A 20,151-nucleotide genomic window follows, 5' to 3' on the forward strand; every position below is an offset into this window, starting at 1 on the left:
ATGTAAGATTACCGCCCTAAGTGCTTATGATAAAAAGATAAAATTGACCAGATGAGTATAGGTAGTGCAAAAGCACCTATAAGCATATAAGCGAGCGTTTTAATTGCATCATTTGGGCCACTTCCATATAACAGAAAAATTGTTAATGCAGCTAAAAATAATATGATTATTGTATTTATGAAAAATACACTTCTTTGTTTCCCTTGTACTTTCCATTTATTTGATTGAATTTTCATTGCTGTCCAAACAGCTGGTACTGCTATGATCGTTAATATTATTGATACAACAGTGAGTATATTTGCTATCATTCCAGTTGTAAATATTGTACCCGTCCAAGAACTTACTGCAAACAACACTAATGCTCCTATTCCCCACCTTGCCGTGTTACTTAAAGATTCTTCATGTTTTTGGGCAAGTGTTTCCTTATCTGAATAAATTGGTTCAGTACCAGGATCGGCGCGAAATAAATGAATACCTGCTTCTGAGTAAACGTGGTTCCAACCTGCGTCTTCAAAATAGCTTAAGTATTCCTCTTCCTCATTTTCTTCTACTGTACGGTAATCAATGCTGTATACATACTCTTTTTTCTCACCTTTCACCAATGTATATCCCATAAAACTTAGCTTTTTAACATGCCACCCTTTAAGAGACTGCTGCCTCAATTTCTCCATATCTTTACTTTCTGCAAATGCTAATCCACCAGACATCATATACTTTGTTTTACTCATTGTCCATTCCTCCCAATCCTTCTTCAGCTAATTGAACCATTAGCTTTCTCACATTCATTTCATCTTTTAATACCACTTTACCTTGATTAGTCAATTCATATACTTTTCTTCTTGAATCCGAACCGTCCTGCAAATAAATCCATTCTTGTTTTAAGAGCTTCTTTATAATCGTATACATCGAGGCTGGTCCAATGGCTATTCTCCCCTGTGTAGTCTCTTCGATCAAAGACATAATTGCATATCCATGCCTTGGACGGGTTAGTGCCGTCATAATATAAAACATAGAATCGGTTATCTGCCCTTCTGATTTCAATTTACATCATCCTTAATGTATTCTTTTTTGATATATCACAAATGGATATATTCATAATATATCATTTTGTGATATAAGTGTCTATAGTTATATCATAAAATGATATAATTTTTATAAAAAAAAAAGCTTCCTTCAACATAAAGAAGCTTTCTAGTCAATATTAACAACGAACATATCTTTGCAATTTTAATTTCTTTTACCCATACATTGCACATTACTTCAAAGGATATACCATCAACCAATTACTATCCTTATTCATTTTCCTCACTTTCGTAAACCCAACTTTTTCATAACAAGCAATAGCACGATGATTGTTTGTCGCAGTATCTAAAATAACCATCTTTGCTTCAGTTCTTTGCGCAATGTATTCAACAAATAGTTTCACCATTCTTGTTCCAATACCTTTTCCGAAAAGCATTGGTTCACCGATGAACTGATCGATTCCATATATCAGTTCATTGTCCCCAAATCCAAAATATTCATTATCTACCTGATAATACTGCATAAATCCAATCGGTTGATCTTTGAGTTCTACGATAAATGGTGGGACATTAATTTCGCCGTCTATACGAGGACCGTATTTCTCTTTCACCATTTCTAGAGAAAAAGGTTCATTAACATCTCCGTAGAATGTCAACACTTCTTTCGTACTTAACCATTTACTCATATACTGATAGTCATTTTCACACATTTTTCTTATAAATAAATCATTTTCCTTCAACACGAACTCTCCTGTTCAAGATATAGAGTGACCTCTCGCACGAATAAAAGCAGATTGATTGAACGTCCAACCTATTGAATAAGAAAAATCTCCCCTTGGAAAAATAATCGTATCTTAACTGTTCCAAAGAGAAACAACTGAAATTCCGAATATTTATTCACATGTTTATCAATACACATACCTGCTTAATAGGACTGAATTTTCAGTTAATTAATTACACACTATTTCTTAAAGTCCTTATCTATTAAAGGTTTACCATCTGAATCAACCATAACAGTTAATCCACTGACCGGACCTGCATAATGGAACATATACATCACTCCGGTTTCATTATCTCGAATAATCTTAAAAATTTCTATTTTCCCTTGAGAATAAATTGTTTCAAAACGTTTATTATCCATCATTCAACGCTCCCTACATCTTTTTTAATGAAGTTCCTCTGAGGTAATGAGCTGTATATGAGTTTCATTAACTTATTTTTACCATAGAACCACCTCTTGAACAATGCATTTTTCTAAAGATTAAATTAAAAATTTCATTTATACTAGCTTTAAGAGGAGGTCATGTGAAATGAGAAGCAATAGCCTACTTTTTCACGATTATTCCTTTGCTTATCTACCTAATATTAATTGAATATATCAAGATAGAATTGCCTTTTTACATCTGTTATTAAAAAGTGGTGCTGCCAACATTTCGGGAATATTGTACGCAATAAAATTTAGACACGAAAAAGCCAAATACCTGAAGGCTAAAGGCTTTGGATTATGTATTAGATTAATTTTTATTTAAGAGTCTTAGCATATTAGTAGGTAGCCTATTTGAATCAAATTTATATTCCAAATAAAGGAGAAGCGATGAATGGATTGGATAGAGCTTTTTTTGGGTAAACTAAACGTAGGAAATTCAGAGAAAGTAGTGTTTAAGATCAGCTACAAAGAGCTAGTGCCTTATATATAATATTCAATGCAATATGCGTTTGGAATACCATGTATTTGAGTGAAACGACAAAAGAATTTAAAACATAGTGCCCAATAGGAAGAATTACTCCCACCTATTTCACTTCTGGTTTTAATTTTCTTAGAATTCGTTATATAGTTAAGAATAAACTTGTTTTTATTCTTCGATCTCTCAAAGAGCTATATTATTTACTCTTTCCTATGAGCCTAAATCCCCTTCATTAATGACCCAGAAACTCTTCCGTCTTGATATGAATGGGCCCGCCTTAATACAACCAACTATACGGATAAGTTATATAAGAAAATATGAAATATATGGATGTATCGAAGTAACACTCTTCATTTAGAGAACAGATTCATCGTGTAATCATCCATCTATCACATTTTCAGCTCCACATCACTTTTATTCGATAATCATGTTGTTTCCCCTTTACTTACTATAGATGCTCTCTTAATCTCACACATCTATATAGATTAAATCGTCTAATATTATACATTCCCCTTCATATCTGAAAACTGGAGCATAGACATTTCCCCAATTTCTTAATGTCTCTTCAATTGTACTTTTTAAGCAATCTGCTGTTTCTTTAACATGATTCGTATTGTTTTTTTGATGTTTTCGATGATATAACATAAGCTCGTCTATCCAGACAAATTGATAAAATGGAATTAATTTAAGGAGCACCCTAATATCTTCTACATACCTTCCCTTATACTTTTCATCAATTGGCCATCCCCCTATACTTTTCATAATAGATGTACGGTAACATCTAGGCCAAAGAGAAGTATTTGCTAATAAAAAATCAAATGGATCAGAAAAGTTTCTTCCCTTTAATTCTAACGATTGATAAACTTCCCCATTTTCATTTTCAAAATTAATGTTGATATTTCCACTGATTACAGCTACATCTTTTGACTGCCTAGTAGCAGTTTCTACTAAACTTTCCAGTGTTTTAGGATAAAACCAATCATCAGGAGAAAGGAATTAATACCGTAATGATAGCATCCATTTATTTATTGCCTCCTCTTAATCATGCTTATAATATAATATGAAAAAAAAGAGTAACGGATTGGTTACTTTCCTCAAAACTTAGTAATTATTTCCGTGACATTCATTTGTGAATGGAGCAATTTCATAACTCTAGGCTCACGTTTATAAGGGTTTTAACTTAAGAATGAAAAGTTTCTTCAATATAATACATTCCCTTCACTAATATATTTCTTCTCAATTTTAAAGAACAGGCATTCACACAGAATGGAGTAGGGTATTTGTTTGCGGCAGCCTACTCCATATCACTTTGTGTAGTCGTTATGATTGATATTCTTCCTTTTTTAATCGTGAGTTGTATGATAAAAATTTTATTATTCAATGCATAAAAAGAAGACTCTTAAACAAAATGCTAGGCCATAAGTATTTAAGTTAACGAAACATCTAAACTATTAGAATTATAAATTTCAAAATAGTTGGATGCTTGTTTTTAAACACTAATGTAAAGTGTTGATATAGAGTATGATTCCTGCCAGTAATAAAGGGAAGGTTGATACTAAGTGGCGGTACTAAATAAGACTTGAAATCCCTCTTCTTCGCACACTACGATAATCTACAGCTATATTGGAATGAACTTGTTTTTACAACAAACATATTAAAGTAGGTAATTTAGTTATGTCCAAACCACAATTATCTTGTGAAACCTTAGAATCTAATAATAATTCTTGAAGACTCTCCTTTTGCCAGTTTGTCAAATCCCTCATTAATTTCATCGAGTGAAATAAAGTCCGTCATCAACTTGTCAACAGGGAGGCGGCCTTGTTTAAATAAATTGATGAAGTTAGGGATATCCCTGTCAGGGACACAGCTACCTACGTATGAGCCTTTAAGATTTCTTTCTTCCGCGGTTAAGCTGACATAAGGGAATGAAAAATGATGCTCTGGATGTGGTAGTCCAGTTGTAACCGTAGTTCCACCTCGCTTAGTGATGGCATAGGCAACTTCCATTGCTGGAACCGCGCCCGCAGTTTCGAATACATAGTCAAGCCCACCGCCAGTTGCTTCACGAACTTGTTTTACAATATCAGGGTCTTTTGAGTTAAATGTATCTGTTGCTCCTAGTTCTTTTGCCTGCTTCAATTTGGTTTGATTGATGTCTAACGCAACCACTCTGCTTGCACCTGCTGTGATTGCACCAAGAAGTGCACTTAAACCAATGCCTCCTAGGCCAACAACAGCTACAGTGCTTCCCAATTTAATATTAGCAGTATTTACAACTGCACCTACACCAGTAATAACTGCACATCCAAAAAGAGCTAGCTTTTCAAATGGAATCCCCTTATCCACTTTTATTAATGAGTTTCTTGATACTACCGCGTATTCCGAAAAAGCGGAAACACCCACATGATGATTGACATCTTCTGTATCTGAATGTAGTCTTATTCCACCACCCATTAATGTACCTGCGGTATTAGCGTGTGCACCAGGTTCACATAGGGCGGGGCGCCCTTCTTTACATGGAAGACAATGCCCGCAGCTAGGAACAAAAATACAAACACCATAATCCCCCGGTTTTAAATCTGTTACACCAGAACCAACTTCAACCACCACCCCTGAAGCTTCGTGCCCTAATGCCATTGGCAGCGGTCTTGGTCGACTCCCATTAATGACAGATAAATCTGAATGGCAAAGACTGGCAGCTTTTATCTGAATCAAAACTTCACCGGACTCTGGTGAATCTAGCTCTAAAGTTTCAATTTTAATCGGTTGGCTTTTTGCATAAGGGGATGGAGCACCTGATTCGCGTAATACGGCAGTTCTTATTTTCATCCTATTCTCACCTCGATTTATTTCTAAAAAAGTTTTATCCCTAAAAACTTGGTATCTGTCATATCCTCAATAGCATATTTAACTCCTTCTTTTCCAATCCCACTATTTTTCACGCCACCATAAGGAATATGATCATAACGACGGACTGATACATCGTTGATCCATACACCACCCGTTTCAATGGCATCCGCCACACGGAAAGCCCGGTCTATATCCTTAGTAAAGACAGCTGCATGCAGTCCCAAATCTGTATCATTGGCATAGTCAACCACTTCCGCTTCTTCTGAAAACGGCATGACACAAACAATTGGTGCAAAGACCTCCACACAAACCACTTTCATATCTCTCCTTACATCGACTAATACAGTTGGATCTAGCATTGAACCATTACGTCCGCCACCAGTTAAAATGGTCGCCCCTCCTTCAACAGCTTCCTTAACCCAAGCTTGGGCACGTATCGCGGCATCTTCTGTTATCATCGGCCCCATATCCGTAGCCTCATTCAGTGGGTTCCCAGTTTTAAGTGCTTGTACTTTGGTAACTAATTTTTCTACAAACTGTTGATATACATTTTTTTGTACATAGATACGTTGTGCTGAGACACACGCCTGACCAGCGTATGTATATCCCCCCATCACAATAGCATCAACAGCAGCATCTAAATCTCCATCCTCAAAAATAATATTGGGGGCATTTGATCCGAGTTCAAGAGTTACTTTTTTTCGTTTCGCCATGTCATTAATTTTCCAGCCAACAGAACCGCTTCCTGTAAAGGTAACTTTTTTTACCTTTCGGTGTGTGACCAATGGTTCCACGAGTTCTTGGCCTAATCCCATAACAATATTGAATGCTCCATTAGGCAATCCCGCCTTCTCGAATAATTGATAAAGAAATACTGATGAGAATGGCGTCTTCTCTGCAGGTTTCAAGACAATTGTATTTCCAGCAGCAATTGCTGGAGCAACCTTATGAAGTACAAGATTTAACGGAAAATTAAACGGTGTAATCGCAGCTATAACACCTAAAGGGACACGTTTCGATATGCCGATTTGATTCTCTCCGCCAATGGCGCTATCCATCGGGATTTGCTCCCCATAAATAGATTTGGCTCCTTCTGAAGCAAAGCGCAATACTTGAACTGCCCGCGCCACTTCTCCACGGCTTTCACGAATGGGTTTACCCGCTTCTAATGTAAGTAACTCAGCAAAATCCCCCGCCTTCTCCTCTAATAAGTCAGCCGTTTTTCTTAGGATATCAGAGCGCATATATGCCGGCATATTTTTCATTGTATCCTGAAATACACGGTGTGCGGTGTCTACCGTATCTTGTATATCTTCCATCGTGGCACAGGCGATTTTACCAATCACTTCATTGTTATATGGGTTAAATACCTCCAAATCTTGTCTTCCCGCTTTTTTTCGTTCGCACCCATCAATGATTGATCCATAATACAATGTATCTAATTGAATCATGTTGCTTGATCCCCCTTCAAGAAAGTACTAAAAGGCCAAATACTATAGAAATCCGAAGTAAGATTTAAGCTTCTTTTTGGCTCACTATCTTATTCATAAAATCCAGCTGTTGATTTGATAAACTTTCTGAATTGCTCCGAATCATGGCCAAACCAAACTTGGGAATTCGTTCGTTCCGCATATTTCCTTATTTTTTCTACCGCATTTAAATATCCAATAGAATCATAGATAATACCTGGCATTTTTATTGGCGGTCCATAGCTTTCTGACGAATACACAGCATCTGAAGCCAAAATAATACCGCCCTCTCCTGGTAATTCAACATGTAACCCTAACAGCCCCCATGCGTGTCCAGGTCCGAAATTTAAAATCTTTATTCCTTGTGCTAGCTCTAATTCGTCCTCATTTGGCATAACTGTTTTCCATTTTAGCCCATTGTTAATCCAAGCATTTACATCAGCCCATATATAGGCACCCATATCTTTCGTCATTGCATACTGCTTCATTGTATTGGAAAGTTCTGTATCATGAACGATAATAGTAGCGTTAGTAAATAACTCCAGACAACCAGCATGGTCAAGGTGGAGGTGGGAAGCAACAACATATTTAATATCTTCAGGACGTGTATTTAATTGTTCCAAACGATTAATCAAGTAACATGATTCATCTTGAAAGGATGGAAACATTTTCTGAACACCTTCTGGCCATCTACCGTCCTTCCCCATGCCCTCTGGGTTACAGCCGGTGTCAAATAAAATTTTACCTTCAGGATGATCAATTAATACTGCGTAAACTGGAAATTCCACGAACTCTGCAGGTGGGTTCGGATTATCCATACTAGCTGGATTATGCATCGCGATCATGTAATTTTTGTCCATTTTCATTGTTCCAGTATCTAATACATAAAGTTTTGGAGAAGGCTTGATAATATTTGTCATTTTAATTCCTCCTATCATATTTTTTCAAAAACTACTATAAGATTAGTTTCGTAATTAAAGGTGGTAAGGTCCCTCCTCTCTTCATAATGTTTATGCACAAACCATGCCAATTAGGAGAGTTGCGTTTTTTTATATTGACTATTTCGAATAGTGAAAAAGTTACTATAATTGTGGTACAATATGTTTATATATCGAATGAAAGTGGTTACATTTTTCGAAGGAAATAGAAAAATTTCACCATAAAAAGGAGAGTGAAAAGACTTGAGTCTCTTAGATCGTTATCCAGATTCCGTCGTTGTAGAAAGGTTATTGACCGTACTTGAGTTTGTTCCAGATGGCGTTTATATAGTAAACTCGGAAGGAATAACTCTGTATGTTAACGCTGCCTATGAAAAGTTATCTGGTTTTGGTCGCAGAGACCTTGTAGGTAGATATATGGGTGATTTAGTTAAGGAAGGCTATATCAATCGGTCAGCATCATTGTTAGTTTTAGAAAAGAAAGAAACGATTTCAATTATGCAAAAGCTAGGTAATAAAAAGGATGTAATGGTAACAGGAAGACCTGTATTTGATAAAGATGGAAAGATCGAAATGGTTGTCGCTAGTGTTCGTGATATAACCCACTTAAATCAACTTAAAAATGATTTAGAACGTGTTGAAAACATATCTGAACTTAACAATCATCGTTTTACATTCGATTTTGCGAATGAACAAAAGTCCCAATTCCTCTTTAATTCCCCCCAAATGAAGGCAATTGTTCAAAAAGTGGAGCAGGTAGCACCGTTTCCAACAAGTATACTGATTACAGGACCTTCTGGATCAGGAAAAGAGGAAATTGCCAACTTAATTCACCACTTAAGCAATCGACACAAAAGGGCATTTATAAAAGTCAATTGCGCAGCCATTCCAGAATCGCTTTTGGAATCTGAACTTTTTGGTTATGAAGGTGGCGCATTCACTGGTTCAAAAAAGGGAGGAAAAATGGGTTTGTTAGAGTTAGCCGATGGAGGGACATTTTTATTGGATGAGATTGGAGAAATGCCGCTCTCCATTCAAGTTAAACTTTTAAGAGTCATTCAAGATAAAACCGTCCAAAGAATCGGAAGCACGAAATCAAAAAAAATTGATATCCGCTTTATCTTCGCAACCAATCAAAATTTAGAGGATAAAGTAGAAATTGGGGAATTTCGGGAAGACCTTTTTTATCGATTAGCTGTCGTAAATATTGACATTCCACCTCTGAGGGAAAGGTTAGAAGATACAGATATATTAATTGACCATTTTTTCTATCACTTCAAAGAACAATACCGAATTGAAAAAGAACTGCTACCTGATACTAAACAAATTCTACAAAATTACCATTGGCCAGGTAATATCCGCGAACTAAGAAATATCATTGAAAGCATCATTGTTTCAATTCCAGAAATGATTATAAAACCTGAGCACTTACCTAGACATATTTTTCATTCAGCCTATAAACCTTCTATTTCTTTAAAAAATCAAATTGAAAACTACGAAAAAATGATTATAAATGCAGCAATTGAAAGAAACAATTCGATTCGAAAAGCTGCTAAAGAACTAGACATTCACCATACTACATTATTAAAGAAGTTGCAAAGGTGGAAAAATAAGGAAAATAATGTGGTTTCTAAAGCGAAATGTTAAAAGACTTATAGAAGAGTGTACTATTTATTGCGACCATTTGACTTTACTCCCTTCCGTTCATCCCAAAAAGAATAGATATGATGAAAGTGATTCTTTTATAGATAAAAGAACTACTAGATTTAACCACGTATTTACAATCTAACCATTTAGTAATAGAATCTTATTCAAATTTCCTTAGATTAAGAAATAGTTGTCGGTTGTATTTCAATCAATACTCGGTCTATATAATTCCTTTTCATATAATCAATCACAGATGCATGATTATTTGTAATCGGATGGTCAAAAAATGCAGTAACACTACCGAGATTAAGATTATTAGAACTTAATGAAGCCATTAGTGGGTAGTTAGACAGCGTATTTTGCTTCCTGATGACTTCTTAACCACATGGCTTCTCCCCTTTTTCACTTACAGCTCGTCATTCTATGTGTTGCAAGTGAATTCGTAGAAAATTAGTAGAACGAATAAAGGCGAAGTCACTACACCCCTGCGGTCTATGCGCATTTTAACGATCACAAACGGCCGATGACTCATGCTCTGAAGGGGTTGTGATACAGACAGGCAGAAAAATGAAGGGGCTAATTTTGCTTCCGATTTCTTATAGGGGTCCATAGCAGCTGCGCATTAAAAAACCTGTTTTTCTTTAATAAAGGGGTGAAAAAGAAAAACGACTTCACTTTTTTACATATAAAAGTGAAGCCGCTAGTATTAATTTTGTTAAAAACTATCTCTATCTAATTTACTCATCAGAGAAGCAAATTGAGTTTTTAATTCTTGCATTTCATGGCTAATCGTTTCGTTTTCTTTTTCTAAAGTTTGTATCTTTATTCGATATTCCTGCATCGTCACAGCACTTTGCTTTTGTAATTCTTCTATCACTGTAATGTCTCTTCTTAACGTTCGATTTTCATCGTCATTTGGCTTAATTAAGACCAACACTTGGTTCTCACCCGTCCGTTTAATCACACGGAAACCTGCTGTTGCCTTTGTAGCAATGCCCTCATCATTAGGTTGGCAATAACCATTCACTTCACAAGTACCATCATCTCTTACAAGAACTTGACCCACCAGACCAACTGGTACCCATTCTGGTCGCTTCTGACGGGGAACATATTCTCTTTGGCTATCCCAATCTGGATTCATAACAGGCTGTATTTCTTTCTTTGCAGGAATGATCTCCTTGCCTTCTTTATTCTTCACTTCAGGTACATCGACTTCCTGATACGTTCTTCTCCCCCACTCATCTAATTGGTAACGGCCATGCCAGCTCAGCCCTGCACTATTACCAATCAGACTCGGTGTTGCGCTAGTGATACCTAAGATATAGTCAGTAGACGTGGCTTTTTTCACTTTATCTCCGTCTAAGGTGACAAAATAACCAACTTCAATTTCCTTCCCATCGATGGTTTCAAACATTTCGGCAAAATCGGCACCACCAGTATTGTAAGAGCTACCATCGATGTACATTTGACCATTGCTTGCTAGCCATTTGGCGCCAAGTGCTCTAGCTGTATCTGTACCATTAGCTATAAACCAAGAATATGCTTCTTCGCTAGTCCCCCATTGCCCCATTATATGAGCACCAGTATGTGCAGATGTAGTCGAATCTCCTTCCGCGTGGGAAACATCGCCACTCGCTGTTGTGCCATACCCTTCTGCGTGAGAAGCGAAACCATTTGCTTGTGTTTGATAATTTTGTGAATGAGAACTAGTCCCGAAGGCTATAGTAGCTTCACCCTCTGCGTGCGAAGTATAACCACTCGCTTCAGTCAGATACCCCTCTGCATGGGAATTTTCTCCACTGGCTATAGTCTGATTCCCCTCCGCATGGGCTGTACTGCCACTCGCTGTTGTGCCAAACCCTTCCGCATGAGAAGGACCGAAACTTGCTAAAGTCCTATATCCCTCGGCATGAGAAGTTTCGCCGATTGCTATTGTTTCTCGCCCTTCTGCGTGGGAAAAAAAACCAGTAGCTTGCGTTTCTCGCCCTTCTGCATGTGAACCCCAACCACTTGCTATTGTTTCTAGCCCTTCTGCATGGGATGCAGTTCCATCTGCTCTAGTATCAGAACCTTCTGCGTGCGAATACAAACCACTGGCTGTTGATCGATTTCCTTCTGCATGTGAAACCCAACCACTGGCTATTGTCCCAGCTCCCTCGGCGTGAGAATACCAATCACTAGAAATTGACTCAAATCCCTCTGCGTGCGAATACCTACCACTTGCTATTGTTCGCCAACCTTCCGCATGAGAACCAATGCCACTACTTGTTGTGTCAATCCCCTCTGCATGAGAGTCATCTCCACTTGCTATTGTCCGATTCCCCTCCGCATGAGATGCGATACCGCTACTTGTTGTTGCCCTTCCCTCTGCATGCGAGTCACTCCCACTTGCTATCGTAAAGTTCCCTTCTGCGTGGGAAATATCTCCTATTGCCTGTGTATTGTAACCTTCCGCATGAGAAACAACGCCTAAAGCGGCTGTCTGCGAACCTTCCGCATGGGATATTACTCCTTCGGCAATTGATTGGAATCCTTCCGCATGAGATGCCTCACCGATGGCTTCCGTTTGAGACCCTTCTGCATGGGACACGTTACCGATAGATTTGCTCAGAAACCCTTCTCCATGAGATGAATCTCCAATGGCTTGAACACCACTTCCTTCCGCATGAGCAGTCATACCGGAAGCAAGTGTATTTGCCCCCTCAGCATGGGATGAATCGTTCGTGGCTCTTGTCATATACCCCTCCGCATGCGAGGCCTTTCCAAGCGCTTGTGTTTGACTCCCCTCTGCATGAGACGCATCTTCATCCGTTTCAGTCATAAACCCTTCTGCGTGCGATGCATTGCCCGTTGCTGTAGTATGAGAACCTTCTGTATGAGATGAATCTCCTAAAGAGATCGTTTCGAAGCCTTCTGCGTGCGATGCTGTCCCATAAGAAGTAGTATTTAGACCTTCTGCAGTCGAACATTCACCTATTGCTTGTTGATTGCATTTTTCCTCCATCCTTATAATAACTCCCTTCATTTATCACTAGTAATAGACTATGAAAGGAAAAAGAAGATGGCTTGGACATCTACCTCCTTTTTTTCAAAGAATAACACTAATCATTTTAAAGTAAGCCTATAAAAAACTTTCGATACTAATGGTTCATCATCCACCAATCGATTTTACAGGTTTCCACATAGTCTATTCATTAGTCCCATTCCAAGATTACCAACTTCAATCAAATCCTTCTTTATCTTTTATGTAAGAATCAAACTCAGGATTTAGTTAATTGCTCGAACGCTAGATTATTTAACGGGCTATTAACAGCGTGTCCATTGCATATTGAATTTTTTCACCTTCTGTATTTATCATATGTGATAGTCCCATTTCTTCTATCGGAATGGAAGTGAGTAATAGATTCATAGTTTCTTCTTTCGTTAATGAAGTAGAAGGCGTTGTTCGTTTATGATCGTTTAATCCCTCATTTCTATTAATAATTTGGTATATAACATTTCCTTATTCTATTTAGTTAGGACGGTCATATTATCAGTCAAACGCCCTTTTTAAGAAATACGAAGATAAAAATGTATACAAAAGCATGTTAACTTTATCAAGCTAACATGCTTTTATAATTTTACTATTCAGATTTGCTTTTTTGATCTTTATTTCTTTTATTTCCCTTACTATTATCACCACTAAATGCATTTTGATTTCCCTGTGGCGAACTTTGGTTTTTACTTCCATTATTAGGTGATTTTGTCAACCCGCTTCACTCCCTTCTATTCAAGAAGTATTGTAGGCTGTTAGTAAAAATTTTATTCAAATGAAAAAGGACCGCCACTCTCATGGCTATCCTTTTGTGATTGACGAATGTCTACACCGTCTAATCGTTTTTCTTTTTCTTTCAAAGTTTTAACTATACTTCCTTCTTATTTTTCAGAATTAAATTCTCCTTCTCTTATTCCATTAATTAATTTTTTTAACCAATAAATATTACTTTGTAAACTTTCAGAAAAATAATCATTCATAAACCGATAAGCAGGCTCTTGTCTATCTACATTGGGTTGTCCTTCCAAAACTATTCTTGACTCCTCTATTGCTCTTATTCCTTCTAGCTTTTTTTCTAGAATTTGAATAACGATCGTTGAATCAACATATTTAAGATTAGTAATCCCAAGAATCATTTCGTTAACTGTATTTGCATTTGTAAACACCTTATATATTTTATTAGGTAATTCCAATCTTCCTTTTTCGGTAATTCTATACACTTGCCTATCTGGTCGCTTTACTTCTTTTATCACTTCTACAACCTCAATTAACCCTTGTTTCGCTAATGACTCAAAATGATAATATAATTTACTCTCAGTAATCCCACGTATTTTATCTAGTGGAATCGGATCAGATATTAATTTTTTTATATTATATGGATAGTCGTTCCCTTCCATAAGTTTACTTAAAATGAAAATTTGAATAGACATATTCTTACTCCTTATGTAGATATACATTTATATTAACATAAAAGAATACGCTAAAATATGTGAATTAATCTCTATCTTAAGACCTAAAACAAAAAAGGTTACTTTAATCGCATTTACACTATGTGCCACCATCTAGTAGGCTACTTATATACTCAAATTTGAGTATATTTAAAATTAAACCTTGAAAGGAAGTAAATAATGACCAAATCAAATGTTTCTAACCAGGTTTTAGGTTTACTTAGTGGTAATAGTAAGGAAAATCCATTTCACATCTTTGCAAATGTACGCGAAATGGGGCCAATCATTCCCATTTCTAACCCCATGGGGGAAACAGATAATCAAACTTGGATAGTTGTACATATGGAAGAAGCGATTCAAATTCTTAAAAACTCAAAACAATTTACTGTTGATCCTACTACTATTGAAGAAAAGGATGACTACAGGGAAAAAATATATGATACTGAACAAACTACAGCACCTGATACTTTCTTTACCGGTAAATCAATGCTATTTGTTGATGGAATAGATCACAGACGCTTACGTATGTTAGTTTCAAAAGCCTTTACACCTCGATTTATGGAAGGGCTAAGACCACGAATACAGGAAATTGCAGATGAATTATTGGATGAGGTCCAGTCGAAGGGGGAGATGGATCTTGTAAAGGACTATGCCTATCCTTTACCAATCAATGTGATTTCAGAAATGTTAGGAGTACCTTATGCGGATCGAGAGAAACTAAAGATTTGGTCGTCAGCCATTGCTAAAGGTCTCGGATGGGGAAAACAAGATCCCACTGTGGCAAAGCATCTTCAGGAATTCGGAGAATATACCAAGCTTTTGGTTGATAAGAAAAGGAAACAACCGTCAGAGGACTTAATTAGCCAGTTAATTGCTATCGAAGAAGAAGGTGACCGCCTAAATGAAGCAGAATTGATTTCTATGATCACTCTATTAATTTTTGCTGGCCATGAAACGACATCAAATTTAATAGCAACTGGGGCAATGATGTTATTCGAACACCCAGAACAACTTGAATTACTCAAAAATGATCTTAGCTTAGTGCCATCTGCAGTAGAGGAATTATTACGTTTCAACGGGCCATCTACGAGTGTGGGACCACGTTTTGCAAAAGAAGATATTGAAATATCAGGTCAAAAAATTAAAAAAGGCGATATGATGTTGGTTATGGTCAAAGCTGCAAACAGAGACGAAAAGGTATTTGCGGACTCTGAGGACTTAGAAGTAGACCGTAAAATTGAGCGTCATCTAGCCTTTGGCTATGGCATGCATATGTGTCTCGGATCTCCACTTGCAAGGGTAGAAGGAGATGTCGCCTTTACAACACTATTGAAACGTATGCCTAAACTACGTTTGAAAATACCTACAGAAGAAGTTCAGTGGCAATTTAATCTTTCTTCACAGGGGATTGATTCACTCCCTATTTCTTTCTAATTTTCATTATAAGTTAGTTAGAAGAAAATTGGTGATTTTGTTCTCGAAGACTCAGATATAACTATGGTGTTGATTAGTGGTGGTATCGGAATCACACCGTTAAATTCTATATTAGCAAACAATCATCCAACTAGTTTAAAATTATTTATGGTTTTGATACCCGGATGAAGCTGATTGAACATTCCAATCCTTCGATCAAGAAGGATAAGTAGATATAGAGTTTTTTACAATCCAAGATCTCATCAAAAGAAGTCCTTTTTTATTTCCATGGACCGATTCCTTTCATGGAAACGATTTATGGCACTCTATATCAATGGGGTGTACCCGCTGACTGCATTCATTACGAGGGATTTTGCCCATTCACTATTTTAATTGAAAAACGGGGATTTTTTAAATGGGGACCAAAAAAGGATTTTTGTATAACTAAAGATCCTTTTTTGGTAACTACTTTCCCATAAAAGATTAATCGTCTATAAATACATACATATGTATTCCACCTGATTTTTAAAAAAGCATCATTTTTACACTTAGTAGAGATATTGAATTTCTTATTAAATTACCTCATACTTACAGCAGGTCTTTGCTGGTTTGCTTTACTACACAATTTACAGAAAGCAGACAAAACCATAATAAAAAGGTAACATAGTCGTTCATCATGTTTTCATCCTTCAAATGTGACGAATATTACTCTATTTACTGTATAGCTATCTCAGCATTATTCATCATTTCAGCAAAGATATAGAAATACGGTGGCTATTTAACCGATGTCAACCTTAACAGGCTCCTAACATCGTCTTCTTTTTTTATGTTGTTTTTGAATTTAGGCTTTCATTATTCTTCGAAACAGATTATGGTCATGCAGTTTCCGTTGAAGTCACTTCATTTTCCAAGAAATTAAGGGCATCGTTTTTTCATGTTGTTTATATCACTTATCTCCTGTCTAAAGACGCTCTGCAACTTTTTTTAAAAATCTGTAATCTTCGTTCACTAGTTCTCTTAAAAGTTCTTGTTTACGAGTGGATGAATGATTAGATTGTAAAATCCCCTGACGCTTTTTATATAAATATTCGGTATACTCTGTGAAAGACTCATCAAAAATCTCCATTAACTGTTTCTTAATTTCTACGGCAAGTGTAGGACTTGCTCCCCCCGTTGATACACTAAGAGTCAACTTTCCTCTGTTAAAATATGCAGGCAAATGGAAATTTCCAAGTTCATGATTACTTGCTACATTTACAAGTTGACCAGGATTGGCTTCGGATGCGATTTGTTCATTCAACTGACTTGAATCAGTTGCTGCAATTATGATAAAAGCATCACAATAATCTGCTATCTCTGGATTTTTACGTTCAATCGTTATTTTTGCCTCTATTTCAAGCACTTGCAATTCTTGACATATGATTGGACTGATAATTGTAACGCTTGCTTCACCATCAAGCAATGAACGTGTTTTTCGATAAGCGATTTTTCCTCCGCCGATGACAACACATTTCTTATTTTTTACATTCACCATAAGTGGAAGCATTTCATTTTCCTCTCTGTTCAAGTTCTATCACGCGCTCCCTCAGTATTAGCTCTATAGAGGGATGGTAACCTAAGTAATGACATAGTACAGGATTTTTATCTGAATTCGCAAATAGGCAACGAATTGTTTTTTTCATACCGTTCATTAAGACGCCTGTAAACAAAAGGTATGGAATAATATATATTTCTTTTATTTCGGACTCTTTTGCACTATACAATACTTGTTCAAAGCTAGGACCAACACCAGTTAAATAACAATCACTGACTCTTTTTAAGTTTAGCCTTTTCCGTAACATTTCAGCTATTATTTTTAAATCCCTTTTCACATCTGGATCACTGCTTCCTCTTCCAACTATAATGACCATGGATTGTGGATTGAGGTTGCTGCAGTTATTATATAAATGTTCTGAAAGGATATCAACCATGTAAGGATGAACGCCAATTGGACGACCGTATCTAACTTCAACGGTAGGATATTTTCCTTGTAGCTGAAGAAGTTTCTCAGGTATATCTTTTTTAGCATGAACTGCTGTCAGCAATAAAATAGGTATCACCTTTATAAGCGTAGCACCTCGTTCAACACACTTACGAAAGGCATCCTCAATGGATGGTGTTGCCAGTTCAAGAAATCCATACTCTTGAATAATTGTATTATCCTTTTTTATAAAACTTTTAATAAAGGAAGTAGCCTCTTCAGCTGCTTCTGGCAGTCTGCTGCCATGACATATATAAAGAATTGCTTCTATTTATAAACACCCCTATTGTTTTATACTTCCACAGCACGAACTTTTTCAGCTTTTCCTGTTAATGCACTAATCAATTTATCTATAGTTGGCTCACTAGCCATAAAATCAGGCTGAAATCCATACTCCTCCATCCGTTTCCGAGTTTTTTGTCCCATGCAGTATTTTTGAGTTTCTTTTAAAAACCCAACTATATTTAGGTTAATGAAATTTGCATTTTCTATTAATACGTCGACAGAATAACTGCTTGGAAAAAGAATAGTATCAATAACAGCTTCATCCAGCATTTGTCTAATTACCGGCATGAATTTTTCATCAAGACAGATCTCACTCGTTTGCAAAAAATCATGACGGCCGTATTGAACTAAATTAGAAGGATTTCTTCGGTTTCCGATAATAAGAAGCTTTCCATGGCGTTCCATTTTCTCTTCTTCAAGACCCGTCAGCCCTCGTTTATTTAAAACAAGCAAAGATTTTTTCGACATGACATAAAATTGTGCCGTAATATTTCTAACATCTATCCTTTTTGCACTTAATAAATCAAAAAAATCATTGATGCTCTCTGTAGCAGTAAATAAAATACGGTCATATAAATATAATTTATTGATAATCCCTTCATTAATCGGCACATCTTTTTTCACCCATTTCGGGAATTCAATTACATCTGCTCCCTGCTCCTTTAAAGTTTCTGCAATAGCACTTTCTCCCGTACCAGTACGTGTTAAAAGAATCTGCTTCCCATGGAGAGGTTTTTTTTCAAACCATTTTAATTTCTCACGAAGTGAAACAATATCCCCCACTAATGCTATCGCTGGATTAGTAAACTTTGCAGCTTTTACTTTATCTGAAATATCCGCTAAAGTTCCTTGTAAAGTTTTCTGCCTGCCGTAAGTTCCCCATTGAATGAGAATCACTGGTGTTTCAGCAGGTTTACCATAGCAAACCAAGTTTTCACTAATATAAGAAATATTTGCAATGCCCATATAGAATGCTACTGTGTCAACACTGTTGACTAATCCAGCAAAATCAATCGTAGGTTTCCCGTCCTTGGTTTTGTCATGAGCAGTAATCATCGCGAAAGATACACCGTATTCTCGATGAGTGACTGGTATCCCTGCATAAAGAGAAGCGGCTATACCCGAAGTAATCCCTGGGACAATTTCAAATGGGATATCATATGAAACGAGTGCTTCGGCCTCCTCTCCCACTCTACCAAAAACACCGGGATCCCCTCCCTTCAGACGAACGACTGTGCTACCTTCCAACGCCTTTTGGACGAGTATTTCGGTAATTAGTTCCTGTTTAAGGAGATGTTTTTTTGGAAGCTTTCCGCAAAAAATAAACTCACAATGAGAGGGAGCTGACTCAAGAAGCTTAGGATTAATTAATCTGTCATATAAAATGACATCTGCCTGTTGTATCGCTTTTAATCCTTTGAGTGTAATTAAACCTTCATCTCCAGGTCCAGCACCGACTAGATAAACTTTTCCTTCCAAAATCCCACCCCTTTGTTTTTTCTTAGATTTTTGCAAGCTGTTGATAATAATTGCTCAACTCAACAATGGCACTTCCGATCCTTTCTTTTTGCGGGAAAATGACCCGATTGAGTCCTTTCGTATATAACGCCTCAGCTGTAATTTTTCCAATGGCTAAAGCGATTGTTTGTTGCGAAAAAGCGTGCTGCAATTCGTTGACAATACTATTTTGTTCTGCGTGATGGAAAAGATTGCGTACTTGCGGTGTACTTGTAAAAATAGCTGCATCAACTTTACCATTAAGTATTTCTTCCAACAGTTTTTCCATCACCTGTTTATCTGGTGAAATATGAATATATGGTAAAATCTCCTCAAATGTGGCATTTTGACTTTGAAGCCATTGGACTAAAGCTGGGATAGGATTTCCATGTAGTTGGATGGCTACCTTTGACTGATTCAGAGTAAATGCTGAAAGGCCACGAATTAAACCAGCAGTACTTCCATCATCATCTCGAACGAGAGGAGTGCATCCGAGTTTTTTCAGCATATTGACAGCTTTATAGCCCCTTGCCGCTATTTTCATATTTTGAAGGGCAGATATAAACTTTTCCTTCATTTCCATTTTTTCAGCGCAATGATATAAGGTTTCTAGACCAATACCAGTTGTAATAATGATCCAATCATATTTGCCATTTACAATCCGCGTGATATAATTTTCTAATTTTAACTCATCTAAAAAGACAGTTCCCTGTGCCGGCCTGCTAAAAGGAGTACCACCAAAGTTTTCGACGATTTTACTTACTTCAGCTACTTTTCGAGAGCCTAGTAAAGCTATTCGTTTTCCTTCCAGCTTTCTCATCGATCATAACCTCCTTAGAATGA

17 protein-coding genes and 1 pseudogene are annotated in these 20,151 nt (G+C 36.8%); 3 read left to right on the plus strand and 15 right to left on the minus strand.

The window, feature by feature from the left end; genetic code table 11:
* Positions 1-8: 8 nt before the first annotated feature.
* The 4 genes from MKX78_RS12110 to MKX78_RS12125 all read right to left on the minus strand — a co-directional run bounded on the left by MKX78_RS12110 (position 9) and on the right by MKX78_RS12125 (position 2,163).
* The gene (locus MKX78_RS12110) at positions 9-728 is read right to left on the minus strand and encodes a DUF2812 domain-containing protein (RefSeq protein ID WP_341051088.1); all 720 of its coding nucleotides are present in this window, start codon (positions 726-728) and stop codon (positions 9-11) included.
* On the minus strand, positions 721-1,041 hold the full coding sequence (locus tag MKX78_RS12115) for a PadR family transcriptional regulator (protein WP_224936458.1): 321 nt from the start codon (positions 1,039-1,041) through the stop codon (positions 721-723). Before MKX78_RS12115 ends, MKX78_RS12110 begins: the two co-directional genes overlap by 8 nt.
* 214 nt (positions 1,042-1,255) lie before the next feature.
* Positions 1,256-1,762, minus strand: a complete 507-nt coding sequence (locus MKX78_RS12120) for a GNAT family N-acetyltransferase (protein ID WP_341051090.1) — start codon at positions 1,760-1,762, stop codon at positions 1,256-1,258.
* A 221-nt stretch (positions 1,763-1,983) separates the two neighbouring features.
* Positions 1,984-2,163, minus strand: a complete 180-nt coding sequence (locus MKX78_RS12125; RefSeq protein WP_307313880.1) for a DUF6440 family protein — start codon at positions 2,161-2,163, stop codon at positions 1,984-1,986.
* A gap of 438 nt (positions 2,164-2,601) precedes the next feature.
* Here MKX78_RS12125 and MKX78_RS12130 point away from each other — a divergent pair.
* Positions 2,602-2,781: pseudogene (locus MKX78_RS12130) on the plus strand (Tn3 family transposase); the annotation flags it as partial.
* Between the two features lie 394 nt (positions 2,782-3,175).
* On the opposite strand, the gene MKX78_RS12135 reads toward MKX78_RS12130, so the two are convergent.
* The 4 genes from MKX78_RS12135 to ahlS form a co-directional block, all read right to left on the minus strand.
* The gene (locus MKX78_RS12135; RefSeq protein WP_341051091.1) at positions 3,176-3,403 is read right to left on the minus strand and encodes a hypothetical protein; all 228 of its coding nucleotides are present in this window, start codon (positions 3,401-3,403) and stop codon (positions 3,176-3,178) included.
* Between the two features lie 1,008 nt (positions 3,404-4,411).
* A complete protein-coding gene (locus tag MKX78_RS12140) occupies positions 4,412-5,536 on the minus strand; it encodes a zinc-dependent alcohol dehydrogenase family protein (RefSeq protein WP_341051094.1) in 1,125 nt (374 codons plus the stop codon).
* A 23-nt stretch (positions 5,537-5,559) separates the two neighbouring features.
* Complete coding sequence (locus tag MKX78_RS12145; protein ID WP_341051096.1) at positions 5,560-7,008, minus strand: aldehyde dehydrogenase family protein; 1,449 nt, start codon at positions 7,006-7,008, stop codon at positions 5,560-5,562.
* An 89-nt stretch (positions 7,009-7,097) separates the two neighbouring features.
* Positions 7,098-7,946 (minus strand): AhlS family quorum-quenching N-acyl homoserine lactonase, encoded by an 849-nt coding sequence (gene ahlS / locus MKX78_RS12150; RefSeq protein ID WP_341051098.1) that lies wholly within the window; start codon positions 7,944-7,946, stop codon positions 7,098-7,100.
* Between the two features lie 261 nt (positions 7,947-8,207).
* On the opposite strand from ahlS, the gene MKX78_RS12155 reads away from it, so the two are divergent.
* Positions 8,208-9,611: a sigma-54 interaction domain-containing protein gene (locus MKX78_RS12155; RefSeq protein ID WP_341051100.1), complete on the plus strand. Its 1,404-nt coding sequence runs from the start codon at positions 8,208-8,210 to the stop codon at positions 9,609-9,611.
* 715 nt (positions 9,612-10,326) lie between these two features.
* Here the strand turns inward: MKX78_RS12155 and MKX78_RS12160 are convergent.
* The 3 genes from MKX78_RS12160 to MKX78_RS12170 all read right to left on the minus strand — a co-directional run bounded on the left by MKX78_RS12160 (position 10,327) and on the right by MKX78_RS12170 (position 14,075).
* Positions 10,327-12,615 carry a peptidase G2 autoproteolytic cleavage domain-containing protein gene (locus MKX78_RS12160; RefSeq protein ID WP_341051102.1) on the minus strand — a complete coding sequence of 763 codons (2,289 nt, stop codon included), beginning with the start codon at positions 12,613-12,615 and terminating at the stop codon, positions 10,327-10,329.
* 619 nt (positions 12,616-13,234) lie between these two features.
* Positions 13,235-13,360, minus strand: coding sequence for a hypothetical protein (locus MKX78_RS12165; RefSeq protein WP_341051104.1), 126 nt, complete (start codon positions 13,358-13,360; stop codon positions 13,235-13,237).
* A 166-nt stretch (positions 13,361-13,526) separates the two neighbouring features.
* Complete coding sequence (locus MKX78_RS12170; protein WP_341051106.1) at positions 13,527-14,075, minus strand: PadR family transcriptional regulator; 549 nt, start codon at positions 14,073-14,075, stop codon at positions 13,527-13,529.
* A gap of 198 nt (positions 14,076-14,273) precedes the next feature.
* Here MKX78_RS12170 and MKX78_RS12175 point away from each other — a divergent pair, with 198 nt between their 5' ends.
* Positions 14,274-15,527: a cytochrome P450 family protein gene (locus MKX78_RS12175; RefSeq protein WP_341051107.1), complete on the plus strand. Its 1,254-nt coding sequence runs from the start codon at positions 14,274-14,276 to the stop codon at positions 15,525-15,527.
* A gap of 940 nt (positions 15,528-16,467) precedes the next feature.
* Here MKX78_RS12175 and MKX78_RS12180 read toward each other — a convergent pair.
* From MKX78_RS12180 to MKX78_RS12195, 4 genes are read right to left on the minus strand one after another with little or no spacing between them, the layout of a single operon-like run.
* Positions 16,468-17,073: a precorrin-2 dehydrogenase/sirohydrochlorin ferrochelatase family protein gene (locus tag MKX78_RS12180; RefSeq protein ID WP_341051108.1), complete on the minus strand. Its 606-nt coding sequence runs from the start codon at positions 17,071-17,073 to the stop codon at positions 16,468-16,470.
* On the minus strand, positions 17,054-17,797 hold the full coding sequence (locus MKX78_RS12185) for a sirohydrochlorin chelatase (RefSeq protein ID WP_341052747.1): 744 nt from the start codon (positions 17,795-17,797) through the stop codon (positions 17,054-17,056). Before MKX78_RS12185 ends, MKX78_RS12180 begins: the two co-directional genes overlap by 20 nt.
* A gap of 20 nt (positions 17,798-17,817) precedes the next feature.
* Entirely contained in the window at positions 17,818-19,290 is a 1,473-nt protein-coding gene (gene cobA / locus MKX78_RS12190) for a uroporphyrinogen-III C-methyltransferase (protein WP_341051110.1), read from the minus strand.
* A gap of 22 nt (positions 19,291-19,312) precedes the next feature.
* Complete coding sequence (locus MKX78_RS12195; protein ID WP_341051112.1) at positions 19,313-20,128, minus strand: uroporphyrinogen-III synthase; 816 nt, start codon at positions 20,126-20,128, stop codon at positions 19,313-19,315.
* Between the last annotated feature and the right edge of the window lie 23 nt (positions 20,129-20,151).

The organism is Cytobacillus sp. FSL R5-0569 (genome assembly GCF_038007265.1).
GTDB lineage: Bacteria > Bacillota > Bacilli > Bacillales > Cytobacillaceae > Cytobacillus > Cytobacillus kochii.